Consider the following 16211-nt stretch of genomic DNA (forward strand, 5'->3'; position numbering starts at 1 on the left):
TCTTCGGAGGGCACATGACCTGGACGCACCGGCGCTCTTCGGAGGGCACATGACCTGGAAGCACTGGCGCTTTTCGGAGGGCACATGAGCTGGACCGTTCCCCCGCCGCCACCGCCGCCCGGGCCCGAGCGGCCGATTCGTACCCGGCAGGTCTTCCTCGGCATCGGCCTGGTCCTCGCCGCCCAGGTCGTGGCCGTCCTGCTGGGCGTCGGCGCGGTGGTGCTGGGCAACAACAGCTCCAACTCGGAGAACGGCCTGCTCGGCGTGTGGCTCGAGGTCATCCTGCAGGTCGCGATCTTCGTGGCCTGCCTCACGATCGGCATCGTCTGGATCGTGCGCAAGGACCGGGGCCTGGGCCTTGGTCTCCTCATCGGCTGGGGCGCCAGCGTGCTGATCTGCCCCGTCGTCGGCATCGGCGTCTGCCTTGCCATCGTCAGCAACCAGGGACAGCTATGACTACCGGCACCGGCATGCAACTGCGGGGCGACCGCATCCATCGCTACGTCAACGCGTTCTGCCCCACCTGCGCGGCCGGCAACCCTCCACTGGAGACGGTGCAGCGGCTCTCGGGCTGGCTCGCCGAGCGCGACGGGCGGATCTGGCTCGAGCGCGGATGCCCGGTCCACGGCCTGGTCCGCACGCTCTACGACGAGAATCCCGAGATTCTGCGGTACCTCGAGCGCTGGACCGCCCCCACCAAGACGCACATCCCCGACGTCGCGGGCAACTTCGCCCCGGTCCCGTCCGCGTACCTGGCCGGCCTGCCGGAGATGCAGACCCAGCACACCTGCATCCTGCTCGCCGACCTCACCGACAGCTGCAACCTGCGCTGCCCGACCTGCTTCACCGACTCCTCGCCGGCCATCGAGGGCGCCGTACCGCTCGCCGACGTCCTCGCCAGCGTCGACACCAAACTGTCGCGCGAGAACGGCCGCATCGACGTGCTCATGCTCTCCGGCGGTGAGCCGACCCTCTACCCCTGGCTGGAGGAGCTGCTCGCCGAGGTCAGCGCCCGCAACGTGGTCCGGGTCCTGATCAACTCCAACGGCGTGCGGATCGCGCGTGACGACGCGCTGCTGGACCTCCTCACCCGCCACCGCGAGCGCGTCGAGGTCTACCTGCAGTACGACGGCGTGTCCGAGCGCGCCGCCCGCCACCACCGGGGCGCCGACCTGCGCCGCCTCAAGGACCAGGCCGTCGACCGCCTCTCCGCGCGCGGCATCTTCACCACCCTCACCATGACCTGCGCCCTGGGCGTCAACGACGACGAGATCGGCGCGGTCGTGAAGCGGGCCCTGGACACCCCCTACGTCGGCGGTGTCTCCCTCCAGCCCCAGTTCGGCTCGGGCCGCTCGGGCGCGATCGACCCGCTCGACCGTCTCACCCACACCGGCGTCCTGGCCCGCCTCGGCCCGCAGACCGGCGACCTGGTCACCTGGCGCGACCTCACGGCCCTGCCCTGCTCCCACCCGCACTGCTGCTCCGTCGGGTACCTCCTGCGCGACGACGCGGGCGACTGGAAGTCGATGACCGCCCTCATCGGCCACGACCGCCTGCTGGAGTTCCTCGACCTCGCCCCCGACCTGGTCGCCAACCGCATCGCGGACGTCCAGCTGCCCGCGGCCCTGCGTACCGCCGTCAAGGACTCGCTGTTGGGCCTGTTGTCCGAGCAGTCGTCGCTGTCCCACCCGGACGTCGGCAACCTGTGGCGGGACATCTGCGAGAACTGCGACCTCGGCATCTCCACCCTCACCACGCTGGTCTCGGCCTCGCTCCCGGGCGGCCGCAACCGCCTGCGCAAGATGCTGGGCGAACGCGTCAAACGCATCACCGTCAAGCCGTTCATGGACCTGCACACCATGATCGAGGAGCGGCTCCTGCAGTGCTGCGTCCACGTCGCCACCCGCCGCACGGACGCGGAGGGCACCCACGACCAGTGCGCACCGTTCTGCGCGGTCCAGGCCTGGCCGGCGCTGTCCGCCCAGCGCCTGCCGAGGTCGACCCGGCCGCTGCTTCCCCTCGCCCCGCGCGCGGGTGCGACCTCGGAGGTGACGCCGTGACGCCGACGGCCCACCCCGTCGTGCCGTGTCTTTCGGGGTCTTCGCATCGCGGCTTCGGTCCGTGTGCTTCCGAGTCGTCGCATTGCGGCTCCGGGCCGTGCCCTTCGGCGTTGTCGCTTTGCGGCTCGACGGCGCCCGCTTCGGCTGCTGGGGCGGACGCGGCGGTGACGCCATGACGAGCCCGCCGGCGTCGAAGCCCTACGACCCGTTGCGGCTGTGCGTCTACGCCACGATCGCCGCCCTCGCCTGGCTGCTGGGTCCGATCGCGGTGGTCGGATTCGCCCTGCTGGGCTTCGCCGGCTACCTGCGCGCCCGCCGCCAGGGCCTCACCCGCTCGAAATGCGTCCTGCGCGACACCCGGCTCGTCCTGGCGTACCTCGGCATCCTGGCCCTCGCCGGCACCGCCGCGCTCGGCTGGCGGGTGTACCAACTCCTGGCCTGACGCGTCTCCCGTCCCCATCCGTTCTCCGCGTCCGCGGCGGTCCTGCTGGCTCCCGCGCGGGCGCGGGTCTACGGTTGGCTGCCGTGAGTGATCTGCCGCCCGCGCACGACATCGGCGCCAACAGCGCGCCCGAGCCGGCCAAGCCCGCCCAGCTGCCCGGCTGGCTGCGCCGCACCGAAGCGGAGCAGCGCTGGCCGGCCGCGCTCGTCATCGCGATCGCGATCGTCATCCACCAGGTCCTGCCCGCCGACCTCGCCCCGCGCCCGCGCTGGCTGCTGCCGAGCCTCGAAGGCGCCATGCTGCTGACGATCATGGTGGTCAACCCGCTGCGCATCAACCGCGAGACCCGCGTCCTGCGCCCCCTCGCGCTGGCCCTCGTCACGCTGCTGACCCTGGTCACCGCCTGGTCCGTCTGGCTGCTCGTGCAGGCCCTGTTCGACAAGTCCCAGGACGAGCTCCCGCCCGCCCACCTGCTGCTCTGGGGCGCCGCCATCTGGCTGACCAACGTCATCGTGTTCGCCCTGTGGTTCTGGGAGACCGACCGCGGCGGCCCCGCCGCCCGCGCGGACGCGGACACCCCGCACCCCGACTTCCTGTTCACCCAGATGCAGGTCCCCGAACTCGCCCACCGCGACTGGGAACCGGCCTTCTTCGACTACTTCTACCTGGCCTTCACCAACGCGACCGCCTTCAGCCCGACCGACACCCTGCCGATGACGATGCGCGCCAAGATGCTGATGGTCGCCGAGTCCGGCATCTCCCTGGTGACGGTCCTGCTGGTGGTCGCCCGAGCCGTGAACGTCATCGGCGGCTGAGCATGCCCCAGCCGTACCTCCACGACCACCTCACCTGCGTCGCCGCCCCCGCCACGTGGCTGTCCCGCCCGGCGGGCACCCTGACCGACGGCGCCGACGGCCTGTACGTCGAGGACCGCCGCCTCCTGTCACGCTGGCACCTGACCCTCAACGGCTCCGAACCGACCACCCTGACCGCCCACCGCACGGGCGCGTCATCGGCGGTCTTCTCAGCGGTGGCTCCCGAGCCGACCCTGACCGTCCAGCGCCGCCGCCTCGCCGAACCGACGGGCGGGACGGAGACCATCACGCTGTCCAACGCCTCGGCCACCCCGATCGCGGTCACGGTCACGGTGCGAGCCGCCACCGACTTCGCCGCCCTGGGCGACGTCCGCGCCGGCCGCGCCGCCAAGCCGACCCTGACCGACCCGGACCTGCCTCGCACCTCCTCCGACATAGGTCCGGCGGCCGACCGGGGTGATGCCAAGCACGGCAACATCGATTGGCTGTCGTCGGACGGCATGGCGGTGCACATCCAGACGAATCCGCCGGCTGCCATCGCTACCGCGCAGACGCCGTCGCGTGCCGAGCCCGTCGCTCAGCCCATCGCCGACCCCGAGATTGCCCGGCCTTCGTCGGCCGGCAACCCGGTCGCCAAGTCTTCTCCGGCCGGCCCAGAGGTCGCTCGGCCCCTCCCGGCGGATTCGGAAGCGGCCCGTTCCTCCCTGGTCGGCGCGGAGGCGTCCCTGATCTGGCAGGCGGTCGTGCCCCCGCGCGGCAGTTGGTCCGCCGAGGTCCGCCTCACCCGCACCGACATCCCACCGATCGCCAGGCCCAAGCGCTTCAGCACCCTGCGCGTCACCGCCGACGACCGCCGCCTCGACGCCCTCGTCCGCGCCGGCGTCCAGGACCTCGACGCCCTCCGCCGCACCGACGGCGCGGACGCCTACTACGCCGCCGGCAGTCCCTGGTACCTGACCCTCTTCGGCCGCGACGCACTCTGGACCGCCCGCCTGGCCCTTCCCTTGGGCCACGACGTCGCCGCGGGCACCCTTCGCGCCCTGGCGGCCCGTCAGGGCACCGAACACGACCCGGCCACGGAGGAGGAGCCGGGCCGAATCCTCCACGAACTCCGGCGCCCGGACGCGGCCCCCACCTTCCCCCCGGTCTACTACGGCACGATCGACGCCACCCCGCTGTTCGTGACCACCGTTGCCGAGGCGTACCGCTGGGGTTTGCCTGCCGCAACCGCTCGCTCCCTGCTCCCGAACGTCCGCCGCGCCCTGGCCTGGCTCACCGCCCACGACGGCTTCCTCGCCCACCACACCGACGGCCCCGGCCTGACCAACCAGGGCTGGAAGGACTCAGACGAGGCCATCCAGCACGCCGATGGCCGACCCGCGCGGGGGCCGATCGCCCTGAGCGAAGTCCAGGCGTACGCCTACCGCGCCGCCCTGGACGCCGCCTGGCTCCTCGAACAGCTCGCCGACAACGCCCCCGAGCGCGCCAACCATCAGCACACGTCCGCCACCTCACCCGACGCATCCGCCGGCGAACAGGATCTGACCGCCGGACCGCCTGATCTGGCCTCGGGACTGCGCGGCCTGGATGCGTGGCTCGCGGAGTCGGCAAGCGGCAAGGATGTGAGCAGTTCCAGCACGACGTCGCGGCGCACGGACGCGGCGGCGGGCGCGGACCCGTCGCACGCCGACCTGGACGAGGCGAAGCGCTATCGAGCATGGGCCGACCAGCTCGCCGAGCGCTTCCGAGCGGCGTTCTGGTGCCCCGACGGGCACCCGGCGATCGCGCTCGACGGCGACGGAGTCCGGGTCGACCTGGTGGGGTCCAACATGGGACACCTGCTCGGAACCGGACTGCTCACCCCGCAGGAGAGCACTGCCGTGGCCGTGCGCCTCGCCGGGCTGCGTTCGCCCTTCGGCATTCGTACGGTGTCACCGAACTCGGCCGGCTACGACTTCCTGTCCTACCATCTCGGCTCCGTCTGGCCGCACGACAACGCGATCGCCCTGCTGGGGCTGGCGCGTGACGGCCACCGCGCGGAGGCGGCAGCGGTCATCGCGGCACTGCTCGACGCGGCGGAGCGCTTCGAGTACCGGCTGCCGGAGCTGTACGGCGGGGACGACCTCCCCACCCCGTACCCGTCCGCGTGCCGCCCCCAGGCCTGGGCCGCGGCCGTGGCCCCGGCGATCCTGACCGCGCTGCTCGGCCTGGACGTCGACGTCCCGGGCGGCCGCATCACGTTCGCCCCGCTGACCCCGTCCCCGGTCGGCGCGTACCGCATCCGTGGCCTCAAAGTCGCCGACGGCGAACTCGATGTGAGCGTGACCGCCGCGGGGCAACTCACGGTCCACAATGGACCACTCGGCGTGACGTTCCACAACACCGACGGCAGTCCGGCCCGTATCGCTCGCCCCGCCTAGCGCGCCCGCGCCCGCCGGGACCCGCGTCTCCGCCCACCGATGTCACCGCCGGCGCGCGCCAAGCCCTGCCCACGCGGCGGCGCCAAGCGAGCGAGGTGTGCCTACGGCGGACGTGCGTCGGCGGGGTGAGCGGCGGCAGGCAGCAGAGGGTCAGCCGGCGCGCGGGGGCGTCAGGCGCAGGACGGTACCGCTGCCGTCGTCACTGATGAGGAGCGTCCCGTCGGTGTCGACCGCGGCGTCGACCGGGCGGCCCCACCACTTGCCGTCGGCGCCCACGAAGCCGGTGGCCAGGTCGACCGGGTCGCCCGGGCCGTTCGCGGTCCACGGGATGTAAAGGACCTTGTAGCCGGCGGGCTTCGTGCGGTTCCAGGAGCCGTGCAGCGGCACGATCGCCGCGCCGTTGAAGAAGGTCAGGCCGAGGGGTGCGCTGTGCGGGGGCAGGCCCAGATCGATCGGGTCGGCCTTGCTGCAGTCGGCCTTCGAGCCGTCGCGGTTGAGCTCGTAGTCGCGCAGGAAGCCCATGTTGCGCAGGCCGTTGTCGCTGTTCGGGTTGCAGAACGGCCAGCCGTAGAAGCCGCCGTCGCGGACCTTGATGAACTCCTCCGGCGGGTAGTCGTCGACGAACTCGGGCATGCGCTTGCCCTTGTCGGACTTGCCGTCGCCGTCGACGTCGCGGTCGTCCGGGACGAGGGTGTTGTCGCGGTTGTTGACCACGATCCACAGCTCGTCGGTGCCGGGCCGGAAGGCGAGGCCCTCGGCGTTGCGGATGCCGCGCGCGAGGAGGTGCCGCGACGTGTTCTTCCCGCTCGCGGCGTACGTGTAGATCGTGGCGCGCTGCGGGTCGCTCTCGGTGTCGGAGACGCAGGCGTTGCAGGTGGAGGCGATCGAGACGTACAGCGTGTCTCCGCGCACGGCGATGTTCTTGAGCACGTGCGCGTAGGTGCCGCGCAGCTCGGGCGTGCTGGTGTCGGGCAGCCCGTCCACGACGACCTGGCCGTCGTGCGCCTTCGTGTCGCCGTTGGTGTACGGGTACCGCACGACGCGGTTCGATTCGGCGACGAACAGGAACATCTGCCCGTTGACCGGCGCGAACACCATGTCGTGGGGCTGGCGCAGGCCGGTCGCGAACTCGGACACCGCGCCCGCGCGGACGAGCTGCACCTTTCCGGCGCCGGGCTGCGACACGAGCAGGTCGCCGCTCGGCGTCAGGGCCATGAACCGGGCCTTGTCCACCCGCGCGTAGACGGACGCCGTCCAGCCGGCGGGCAGCTGGAGGTACCGGTCCTGGTTGAACGGCGCGGCCGCGAGGCCGGAGGGCACCTCGACCTTGACCCGGGTCGGCGCACCGAGGGCCGGGGCGGCGGCGGAACTGTTCGAGCCCGAAGGACCCGGCCGCGCGGGCGCGGGCTGCGCCGAGTCACCGGGCGCGTTCGAGCAGGCGGCGAGGGGCAGCGTGCAGGCGAGCAGCAGGGCGGCGAGCTTGCGCATGGCACCGACGCTACCCTTCCGTAAGCTTGGACGGTGCAGCTCACCGTTCTCGACCGGCCGACCTGGGAGGCCCGTCGCGCCGCCCACGAGGCGCGCGTGGACGCGTGGATCCAGCCGCACCTCGCCCGCCGCCGGCTCGGGCGCAAGCATCCGGTCGAGGACTTTCTGTTCACGTATTACTCGTACCGGCCCGCGCAGCTGCGCCGCTGGCACCCCGGCGCGGGCGTCGAACTGGACGGCTCGGGCGCGGAGGCGGCGACGGTGCCGGCCCGCCGCGCGGACGCGATCGCGTGGATCCGCGACCTGCTCGTGGCGACTGCCGGGCGGACGCCGCACCTGGGGTGCTTCGGGTTGCACGAGTGGGCCATGGTGTACCGGCAGACGCAGGACGAGCTGCGCCACAACGCCTGGCCACTGCGCCTGGGCCCGGCCGGCACCGACGCCGTCGTCCAGGCGAGCCGGATCCGGTGCAGCCACTTCGACGCGTTCCGGTTCTACACCGCGCTCGCGCGGCCGCTGAACCTGCTGCAGCCGACCCGGGAGACCCAGGCGGCCAACGAACAGCCGGGCTGCCTGCACGCGAACATGGACTTGTACAAGCACGCGTACAAGCTGTCACCGCTCGTGCCCGCCGAGCTGATCGCCGACTGCTTCGAGCTCGCCCGCGACGTGCGGACGCTCGACATGCGCGCCTCGCCGTACGACCTGGCCGATCTCGGCTACGACCCGGTGCGCATCGAGACCCCCGACGGCCGGGCCCGCTACATCGAGGCCCAGCGCACCTTCGCCGAGCGTGCCGCGCCGCTCCGCGAGCGCCTGATCGCCGAGTGCGAGGCGCTCCTGGAGGCCGTCGCCGACTGACCGATCGAGACCCCCGACGGCCGGGCCCGCAACATCGAGGCCGAGCGCACCTTCGCCGAGCGCGCCGCGCCGCTCCGCGAGCGCCTGATCGCCGAGTGCGAGGCGCTCCTGGAGGCCGTCGCCGACTGACCGCCGGGAGGAACCCGCGGGTGCCCGCCTGGTGTATAAGTCGGGTTCATGTTCTGGCGGGAACTCTCCGGGGAGTGGCGATGAGCGAGGTACGGCGGCGTTTAGGATCCCTGCTCGGCATGTGGGACACCGTCGCCACCGTGAACGGCAAGGTCACGATGCGCGGCTGGGCGAGCTTCGCGTGGGCCGACGACGGGGAGTTCCTCGTCCAGCGCGCGGACGCGGACCCGCCCGGCGAGGACGTGCCCCGTGAATGGATCGACAACTCGCCCTTTCCGACGACGTCCGTGATCGGCTTCGACGACGGCAGCAAGACCTTCACCATGCTGTACTCCGACCGGCGCGGCGTCCTGCGCGTGTACGGCATGGACGTCGACGGCGGCACGTGGCGCATCTGGCGCGCGGCCGAGGGCTTCAACCAGCGCTTCACCGCCGCGATCGCCCAGGACGGCAAGCGCATCGACGCGTACTGGGAGATGTCCAAGGACGGCCTCAAGTGGACCAAGGACTTCGACCTGACGTACACCCGTGGCTGAGGGGCGTCACAGCTCCTCTTAGCCTCGCCACAGCAACATCGCCTTACCTTCGCTGCGACGGCGCGTCCGCACGGGGGCGCCTCGGCTCGCACGCCGCGTCGGCGCCGGTCGTCCTGCCTGGACGGCGCGACCGCGCGGACGCGCCCGAGCCAGTCGCAGCGGAGGGGACACATCATGATCGAGGCTGTCGGCCTCACGAAGCGGTACGGCGAGCGCGTAGCCGTCGACCGGCTGTCGTTCACGGTCCGGCCCGGGCAGGTCACGGGCTTTCTCGGCCCGAACGGAGCCGGCAAGTCGACCACGATGCGCATGATTCTGGGCCTGGACGCGCCGACCGAGGGCACCGTCACGATCAACGGACGCGCGTTCGCCGCCCTGCACAGCCCGATGCGTGAAGTCGGTGCGCTGCTGGACGCCAAGGCCATCCACGGCGGGCGCAGCGCGTACAACCACCTGCTGTGCCTGGCCCAGAGCAACAACCTGCCGCGACGGCGGGTCGGCGAGGTGCTCGAGATGGTCGGGCTCACGGGCGTCGCGCGGAAGCGCTCGAAGGGCTTCTCGCTCGGCATGGGGCAGCGCCTCGGCATCGCCACCGCCCTGCTCGGCGACCCGAAGGTGCTCATGTTCGACGAGCCGGTCAACGGCCTCGACCCCGAGGGCATCCTGTGGATCCGCAACCTGATGCGCTCCCTCGCGTCCGAGGGCCGCACGGTGCTCGTCTCCAGCCACCTCATGTCCGAGATGGAGCACACCGCGGACCACCTGCTCGTGATCGGCCGCGGCCGGCTCATCGCGGACTGCACGGTGCGGGAGTTCATCGACCGGAACTCGGCGCTCGCGGTACGCGCGCGGACGCCCGAACCCGGAAGGCTCGCCGAGCTCGTCACCGCCGCGGGCGGCAAGGTCGCGCCCGAGCCCGACGGTGCCCTGCTGATCACCGAACTGTCGCTCCCGCGCGTGGGCGACCTCGCCTTCGACGGCGGCGTCCGGCTGCACGAACTCGCCCCGCTCCAGGCGTCGCTGGAGCAGGCGTTCATGGAACTGACCAAGGACAGCGTGGAGTACCACGCGGCCGTGCCGGGGGAGAAGCGATGACCGATCTTGTACTGCCACGCGCCGGACTGTCCGGCATGCTCCGCTCGGAGTGGACGAAGCTGCGCACCGTGCGTTCGACCGTGTGGTCGCTGGTGGCCATGGCGGGCATCGCGATCGGGCTAATGTCGATCATCGCGTGGGCGGTGATGCGCCAGTGGGACACGGCCGGCCCCGGCAGCCAGAGCTACCTGGCCGAGCACCCGCTCGATCTGATCCTGTCGCAGCCGCTGTTCATCGCGCAGCTCGTGGTCGCGGTGCTCGGGGTGATGGTGATCTCGGCGGAGTACACGACCGGCATGATCCGCTCCACCCTCCAGGCGCAACCGCGCCGTCTGACCGTGCTCGCCGCGAAGGTGCTGGTCTTCGCCGCGCTGATGCTGGGCGTCGGCGAGGTGCTGTCGTTCGGGGCGTTCTTCGCGGGCAAGGTGATCCTGTCCTCGCACGTCGCGGTCTCCCTCGGCGACCCGGGCGTCACGCGCGCCGTGATCGGGGCCGGGCTGTACACGGCGATGCTCGGGCTCTTCTCGCTCGCCCTGGGCGCGATCATCCGGCACACCGCCGGCGCCATCACGGCCGTGCTCGGCCTGATCCTCATCGTGTCCCAGCTGACGTCGCTGCTGCCGGGCCGCTGGGGCGCGCACGTCAACGCGTGGATGCCGACCAACGCCGGGCAGCTGGTCTTCGAGCAGGCGGTGCCGGCGGACTCGCTGCTGTCGCCGTGGGAGGGGTACGCGGTCTTCTCGGGGTGGACGGTGCTGCTGCTGGCCGTCGCGGCGTTCCTGTTCAAGACCCGCGACGCCTGAGCCGCGCTACCGCACGAGGCGGGTGACCTCGTCGGCGCAGCCCCAGGACAGCGTGACGCCGGCCCCGCCGTGGCCGTAGCAGTGCACGACGCGGGTGCCGCGCGGGAGCGGCTCGGGGTCCGCCTCGAGCCGCGGCCCGCCCTCCCGCGCGGCACGCAGGCCGGCCGCCTCCCGCAGCGGCCGTGCGCCGGCGAGTTCGGGCACCAGGTCCGCGCAGCGGCGCAGAATGGCCGCCGTCGTGGCCGGGTCGGGGAGCTCGTTCCAGTCCCCGGGCTGAAAGGTGCCGCCGAGCACGACGTCGCGTGAGCGCGGGTGGACGTACGTCATGCCGTCCGGGTGCTCCTCGTCCCGTACCGACGTGTCCAAGCCCGGGTTGGCCACGATCACGATCTGTCCCCGGGCCGGGAACACCGTCGCGTCGTCGGCGAGGATGCGGGCGGCGAGTCCGGTCGCGTTGACCACCGTGCCGGCCTGGCCGTCCAGGTCGGCGAGGTGCTCGACGCGTCCGAGCGCGAACCGGCCGCCGAGGGCGCGGGCGCGTTCGGCGAGCCAGGGCAGGTACGTCTCCATCTCGGCCGACGGCACGGTGAACCGCCACTCGCCAGCGTCCGGAGCGGAGCCGGGGCCGCCCGGACGCGCCGAGAAGTCGGGCACGGCGGCGGCCCACCACGGCGTCTCGGTCACGCCGCGGCGCACCACCATCCGGGTGGGGCGGGGCGCCACACCCGGCACACCGTTCCCGGCCTGGCTCATCATCTCGTCGTACGTCCGGTGAGCCCACGTCAGCACCCGTGCGTCGGCGTCGGTGTGCGTCGGGTACCACACCGCCGCCGCCAGCCGGGACACCGAGCTTCCGGGTTCCTCGGCCGAGACGACCCGCACCCGCGCGCCGGCCTCGAGCAGCCGTACCGCGCACGCCAGCCCGACAACGCCGGCGCCGAGCACGATCACGTCATCCATGGCCTTCAGGCAACCAGTGCTCGGCCTGCTTGTCGATGTCTCGCCCGCTCCCGCGCGACGGTGCGCAGCGCAGCGACGGTCAGGCCGGCGGGAGCGACGTCGCGGCCACCGGAGACGGTGGATCGCCGGCGGCCGTGACGCCTCGCGGCGCCGCACCTCACGCGTGCGGCCGCGCACCAGCGGATCGTCCAGCCGGCGTCCCGCGCTCGGTCCGGCGATCCGAGCTCAGTCCTGGATGAACGCGAGGAGGTCGGCGTTGAACGCCGCCTCGTAGTCGCCGCTGATGCCGTGCGGCGCCCCCGGGTACACCTTCAGGCTCGCGTTCTTGAGCAGCCGCACGGACTTGAGCGACGCCGCCTGGATGGGGACGATCTGGTCGTCGTCGCCCTGGGCCACGAACACCGGGATGTCGATGCGCTGCAGGTCCTCGGTGAAGTCGGTCTCGGAGAACACGCGGATGCAGTCGTACGCCGCCTTGAGCCCCACCTGCATGCTCAGCCGCCAGAACTGCTCGCGCAGGCCGTCGGAGATCTTGCTGCCGGGCCGGTTGGCGCCGTAGAACGGTGCGCTCAGGTCGCGGTAGAACTGCGCGCGGTCGGCGGCCATCGTCGCGCGCATCTCGTCGAACACGGAGCGCGGGGTGCCCTCGGGGTTGGCCTCGGTCTTGAGCATCAGCGGCGGGATCGCGCCCACCAGCACCGCCTTGGAGACGCGCGACGTGCCGTGCCGCCCGAGGTACCGCGTGACCTCACCACCCCCGGTGGAGTGGCCGATCACGACCGCGTCGGTGAGCCCGAGCTGGTCCATCAGCTCCGCGAGATCGTCGGCGTAGGTGTCCATGTCGTTGCCCTGCCACGTCTGCGTGGATCGGCCGTGCCCGCGGCGATCGTGCGCGACCGCGCGGTAGCCCCGCGATGCGAGCAGCATCATCTGGTTGTCCCAGGCGTCGGCGTTGAGCGGCCAGCCGTGGCTGAACACGACGGGACGGCCCGAGCCCCAGTCCTTGTAGAAGATCTGGGCGCCGTCGGACGTGGTGATGAAGGGCATGACGTCTCCTCGCGGGTCCGGGTGCGAGCCGGGCGGGCTCGTCACCCGCTCTGACCGCGATGCGCGGAAGCAATCTCACCCGTCGGGGTGGGGCCCGCGCGGGGCCGCCTTAAGGAGCGCTGAACCCTACCTCAAGTGAGAGCGCTCCATTGACCGATATTCATAAAGGTTATTTACTGTTAACAATGCTTCCTTTACATTGAGCGGCATCCACCCCCACCGCTGGAAGGAGCGATTGGATGCGTAAAGCGATCGCTGCGGTACCCCTCACGCTGGCCGCCACGGCCGCCGCCCTCGTGGGCACGGCGTCTTCCGCGTCCGCGCACGGGTACATCTCCTCGCCACCGAGTCGTCAGGCGATGTGCGCCCAGGGCCGCGTGGCCAACTGCGGCGAGATCGTCTACGAGCCGCAGAGTGTCGAGGCGCCCAAGGGCTCGATGCTCTGCAGCGGCGGCAACAGCCGCTTCTCGCAGCTCGACGACCCGAACAAGGGTTGGCCGGCCACGTCGGTCGGCAACACCGTCACCTTCAACTGGGTGTTCACCGCCCGCCACGCCACGTCGAACTTCGAGTACTTCGTGGGCGGCACCCGCATCGCCAACATCGACGGCGGAGGCCGTCAGCCCGACGCGACCGCCTCCCACACGGTCAACCTGGGCGGCCGCACCGGGCGCATCCTGGTGCTGGCCCGGTGGAACATCGCCGACACCGGCAACGCGTTCTACTCGTGCGTCGACCTGCAGGTCGGCACCGGCGGCGGAAACCCGACGCCGACGCCCACGCAGCCGTCGCCGACGCCGACGCGTCCGAGCCCGACCCCGACCACCAGCCCGACCACGCCGCCGCCGTCGGGCACGACCACCTGGGCCGCCGGCACCGCGTACAAGGTCGGCGACCGCGTCACCTACAACGGCGTGACGTACCAGTGCCGCCAGGCGCACACCGCGATCGCCGGCTGGGAGCCGCCCAACGTCCCGGCCCTGTGGCAGCGCGTCTGACCGTCCGGTACCGCTGAGAAAGGCGGCGTCCCGTCCCACCGGGGCGCCGCCCCCGCGCAGGGAGATCCATGAAACGCATCGCGCTTGTGCTCGCGGCGTTCCTGCTGGCGGGCTGCGCCGCCGCCCCGGCCCAGCCCGCCCCCGCAGGCACCGAGCATCGCGTCTTCAACGACACCGACGTCATGTTCAGCCAGATGATGGTCGCCCACCACGGCCAGGCCCTGGAGATGGTGCGCCTGGCCCGGTCCAAGGCCGAGCGCGAGGACGTCCGCACCCTCGCGGCCGCGATCGACGTCACCGAGACCGACGAGCTCAAGACCATGCAGGTCTGGCTCGACACGTGGGGCCAGCCCCCGGCCGCCGACGCATCCGCGCACGCCGGTCACGGCGGCGCGCACGGCACCAACCCGGACGACCTCAAGGCGCTGCAGGCCGCCTCCGGGCGCGACTTCGAGACCAAGTTCCTCAACCTGCTGATCGCCCACCAGCACAACGCGATCGAGATCGCACGGATGGAGACGGGTACGGGCGTCAACCCGGGGGCCCTCGACCTGGCCAAGCGCATCGACGAGTCGCGGACCGCCGAGATCCAGCAGATGCTGCGGTTCCTCAATCCGCCCGCCTGATCCGCCACGCGTCCGCGCGCTGCCCACCGACGCGGGACGGCCTGCTTCCCGCGCGCTCCCGTAGGCGCGGGTCAGCCTTCTGTCAGGGCGGTCCAACAGGGCGATGGGCGGCCACGCCCTGGCTCTGAAGGCGAGAACGGCGGCATGGCCGAGGAAGGCGCCGCCTGGCGCCGCCTGGCCGCGGACTCGGGATGCCAACTGACGCGGCATGGCCACGGACTCAGGATGCCGACTGACGCGGCATGGTCAGGTGGCCCGAGGCGCCCTCTGACCAGTCCTGCCCCAGACACGGCCCGGCCCCTGCCATGGAAGTGGAGCCCTGCTCGGCCCTTACCCGTGGACTCGTGGCACCCGGCCCGGCCCTTGCCCCTGGACGTGGCACCCTGCGAGGCCCCGCTTTGGACGTGGTCGCTGCCCTGCCCTGGAGCGGCATGCCGCCTGGCGCGTCCAATCGCGGGCTCGAGGCGTCGGCGGGTCTGGTGCGACGCGCGGAGGCGCGGGGAAGGCTGGGTCGCTACCGTGGCGGGCAGTACCGGGCTCGTGAGGCTGGGAGGCGGCAGATGGGCGAGCGGTTGCGCAACTGGGCGGGGAACATCGAGTTCGGCGCGGCCCGGGTGCATCGCCCGAGCAGCGTCGAGCAGGTGCAGGAGGTCGTGGCCGGCGCGGAACGCGTCCGCGCGCTCGGGACCGGGCACTCGTTCAACGCGATCGCGGACACGCCCGCCGATCTCGTCAGCGTGGCCGGGCTGCCCGCGGACATCCGGATCGACGGTGACGCGCGGACGGTCAGCGTCGCGGGCGGGGTGCGCTACGGGGAGCTGGCGCGCCGGCTGGACGCCGAGGGGTACGCGCTGCACAACCTCGGGTCGCTACCGCACATCTCCGTCGCGGGCGCGGTCGCGACCGGGACGCACGGGTCGGGAGTCGGGCTCGGCAATCTCGCCACCGCGATCTCCGCCGTGGACATCGTGTCCGGCGGGGGCGAGCTCGTCTCGCTGCGTCGCGGGGACGCGGACTTCGACGGCGCCGTGGTGGCCCTCGGGGCGCTCGGCATCGTGGTGCGGGTGGCGCTGGACATCGAGCCCTCGTACCGGGTCAGCCAGCACGTCTACGAGCGGCTCCCGCGCGCGGAGCTCGATGCGCACTGGAAGGAGATCGCGGCGGCGGGGTACAGCGTCAGCCTGTTCACCGGCTGGCACGGCGACACCGTCGACCAGGTGTGGATCAAGCGGCGCGACGAGGACGCGGCCGCGCCCGCGGAGCTGTTCGGGGCGGTGCCGGCGAGCGGGAAGCGGCACCCGATCGCCGTCATGTCGCCGGAGCACTGCACCGAGCAGGGCGGCGTACCTGGGCCCTGGCACGAGCGGCTGCCCCACTTCAAGCTCGAGTTCACGCCGAGCAGCGGCGAGGAGCTGCAGACGGAGTACTTCGTGGCGCGCGCGGACGCGGTTGCGGCGTTCGCGGCCGTTGAGCGGGTCCGCGACGTCGTCGTGCCGGCGCTGCAGATCTCCGAGGTCCGGACGATCGCGGCGGACCGGCTGTGGCTCAGCCCGCACTACGAGCGCGACAGTGTGGCGCTGCACTTCACGTGGGTACCAAATGATGATCTTGTTCTTCGGGCGGTTGACGCGCTGGAGGAGGTCCTCGCGCCGTTCGCGCCGCGCCCGCACTGGGGCAAGGTGTTCCGCAGCGCTCCCGGGTATCCGCGCGGGGGCGACTTCGCCGCGCTCGCCGCACGGCTGGACCCGGCGGGAACCTTCCGCAACGCCTTCGTCGAGCGCCACGTGTTCGCGGCGTAGCGCGCGGGCGCGGCCGAGGCGGTGCGCCACGTGTTCGCGGCGTAGCGCGCGCGGACGTGGCTAAGGCGGTGCGTTACGTGTTCGGGGCGTAGCGCGCGGGCACAGCCCAGGTGGTGCGCCACGTGTTCGCGG

General features: G+C 72.2%; 15 protein-coding genes. 12 read left to right on the forward strand and 3 right to left on the reverse strand.

Annotated features, from left to right (window positions below; all coding sequences use genetic code 11):
- The first annotated feature begins 84 nt into the window (after window positions 1–84).
- The 5 genes from ACQP00_RS07210 to ACQP00_RS07230 all read left to right on the forward strand — a co-directional run bounded on the left by ACQP00_RS07210 (window position 85) and on the right by ACQP00_RS07230 (window position 5737).
- Window positions 85–456: a hypothetical protein gene (locus ACQP00_RS07210; RefSeq protein WP_433216148.1), complete on the forward strand. Its 372-nt coding sequence runs from the start codon at window positions 85–87 to the stop codon at window positions 454–456.
- Window positions 453–2060 (forward strand): radical SAM protein, encoded by a 1608-nt coding sequence (locus ACQP00_RS07215; protein ID WP_433216151.1) that lies wholly within the window; start codon window positions 453–455, stop codon window positions 2058–2060. Before ACQP00_RS07210 ends, ACQP00_RS07215 begins: the two co-directional genes overlap by 4 nt.
- Window positions 2061–2232: 172 nt before the next feature.
- Window positions 2233–2502: a hypothetical protein gene (locus tag ACQP00_RS07220; protein WP_433216154.1), complete on the forward strand. Its 270-nt coding sequence runs from the start codon at window positions 2233–2235 to the stop codon at window positions 2500–2502.
- 83 nt (window positions 2503–2585) lie between these two features.
- Window positions 2586–3317 carry a hypothetical protein gene (locus tag ACQP00_RS07225; RefSeq protein ID WP_433216157.1) on the forward strand — a complete coding sequence of 244 codons (732 nt, stop codon included), beginning with the start codon at window positions 2586–2588 and terminating at the stop codon, window positions 3315–3317.
- Window positions 3318–3319: 2 nt separating this feature from the next.
- Window positions 3320–5737, forward strand: a complete 2418-nt coding sequence (locus tag ACQP00_RS07230) for a glycogen debranching N-terminal domain-containing protein (RefSeq protein ID WP_433216160.1) — start codon at window positions 3320–3322, stop codon at window positions 5735–5737.
- A 150-nt stretch (window positions 5738–5887) separates the two neighbouring features.
- Here the strand turns inward: ACQP00_RS07230 and ACQP00_RS07235 are convergent, their stop codons facing one another.
- Window positions 5888–7225 carry a gluconolaconase gene (locus tag ACQP00_RS07235; RefSeq protein ID WP_433216163.1) on the reverse strand — a complete coding sequence of 446 codons (1338 nt, stop codon included), beginning with the start codon at window positions 7223–7225 and terminating at the stop codon, window positions 5888–5890.
- 33 nt (window positions 7226–7258) lie between these two features.
- On the opposite strand from ACQP00_RS07235, the gene ACQP00_RS07240 reads away from it, so the two are divergent.
- The 4 genes from ACQP00_RS07240 to ACQP00_RS07255 all read left to right on the forward strand — a co-directional run bounded on the left by ACQP00_RS07240 (window position 7259) and on the right by ACQP00_RS07255 (window position 10649).
- A complete protein-coding gene (locus ACQP00_RS07240; protein ID WP_433216166.1) occupies window positions 7259–8086 on the forward strand; it encodes a 3-methyladenine DNA glycosylase in 828 nt (275 codons plus the stop codon).
- A 248-nt stretch (window positions 8087–8334) separates the two neighbouring features.
- Window positions 8335–8751, forward strand: a complete 417-nt coding sequence (locus tag ACQP00_RS07245; RefSeq protein WP_433216169.1) for a hypothetical protein — start codon at window positions 8335–8337, stop codon at window positions 8749–8751.
- 174 nt (window positions 8752–8925) lie between these two features.
- Window positions 8926–9846, forward strand: coding sequence for an ABC transporter ATP-binding protein (locus tag ACQP00_RS07250; RefSeq protein ID WP_433216172.1), 921 nt, complete (start codon window positions 8926–8928; stop codon window positions 9844–9846).
- A complete protein-coding gene (locus ACQP00_RS07255; RefSeq protein ID WP_433216175.1) occupies window positions 9843–10649 on the forward strand; it encodes an ABC transporter permease subunit in 807 nt (268 codons plus the stop codon). Before ACQP00_RS07250 ends, ACQP00_RS07255 begins: the two co-directional genes overlap by 4 nt.
- Window positions 10650–10655: 6 nt before the next feature.
- Here ACQP00_RS07255 and ACQP00_RS07260 read toward each other — a convergent pair whose 3' ends face one another.
- Together ACQP00_RS07260 and ACQP00_RS07265 are read right to left on the reverse strand one after the other, a co-directional pair.
- The gene (locus tag ACQP00_RS07260; RefSeq protein ID WP_433216178.1) at window positions 10656–11609 is read right to left on the reverse strand and encodes an FAD-dependent oxidoreductase; all 954 of its coding nucleotides are present in this window, start codon (window positions 11607–11609) and stop codon (window positions 10656–10658) included.
- A 225-nt stretch (window positions 11610–11834) separates the two neighbouring features.
- Window positions 11835–12656 carry an alpha/beta fold hydrolase gene (locus ACQP00_RS07265; RefSeq protein WP_433216181.1) on the reverse strand — a complete coding sequence of 274 codons (822 nt, stop codon included), beginning with the start codon at window positions 12654–12656 and terminating at the stop codon, window positions 11835–11837.
- A 239-nt stretch (window positions 12657–12895) separates the two neighbouring features.
- On the opposite strand from ACQP00_RS07265, the gene ACQP00_RS07270 reads away from it, so the two are divergent.
- The 3 genes from ACQP00_RS07270 (at window position 12896) to ACQP00_RS07280 (ending at window position 16079) form a co-directional block, all read left to right on the forward strand.
- Window positions 12896–13654 (forward strand): lytic polysaccharide monooxygenase, encoded by a 759-nt coding sequence (locus ACQP00_RS07270; protein WP_433216184.1) that lies wholly within the window; start codon window positions 12896–12898, stop codon window positions 13652–13654.
- Between the two features lie 68 nt (window positions 13655–13722).
- Window positions 13723–14280 (forward strand): DUF305 domain-containing protein, encoded by a 558-nt coding sequence (locus ACQP00_RS07275; protein WP_433216187.1) that lies wholly within the window; start codon window positions 13723–13725, stop codon window positions 14278–14280.
- A 560-nt stretch (window positions 14281–14840) separates the two neighbouring features.
- On the forward strand, window positions 14841–16079 hold the full coding sequence (locus ACQP00_RS07280) for an FAD-binding protein (protein WP_433216190.1): 1239 nt from the start codon (window positions 14841–14843) through the stop codon (window positions 16077–16079).
- Window positions 16080–16211: the final 132 nt, after the last annotated feature.

The sequence above is a fragment of the Dactylosporangium sp. CS-047395 genome, assembly GCF_050942185.1.
Lineage (GTDB): Bacteria > Actinomycetota > Actinomycetes > Mycobacteriales > Micromonosporaceae > Dactylosporangium.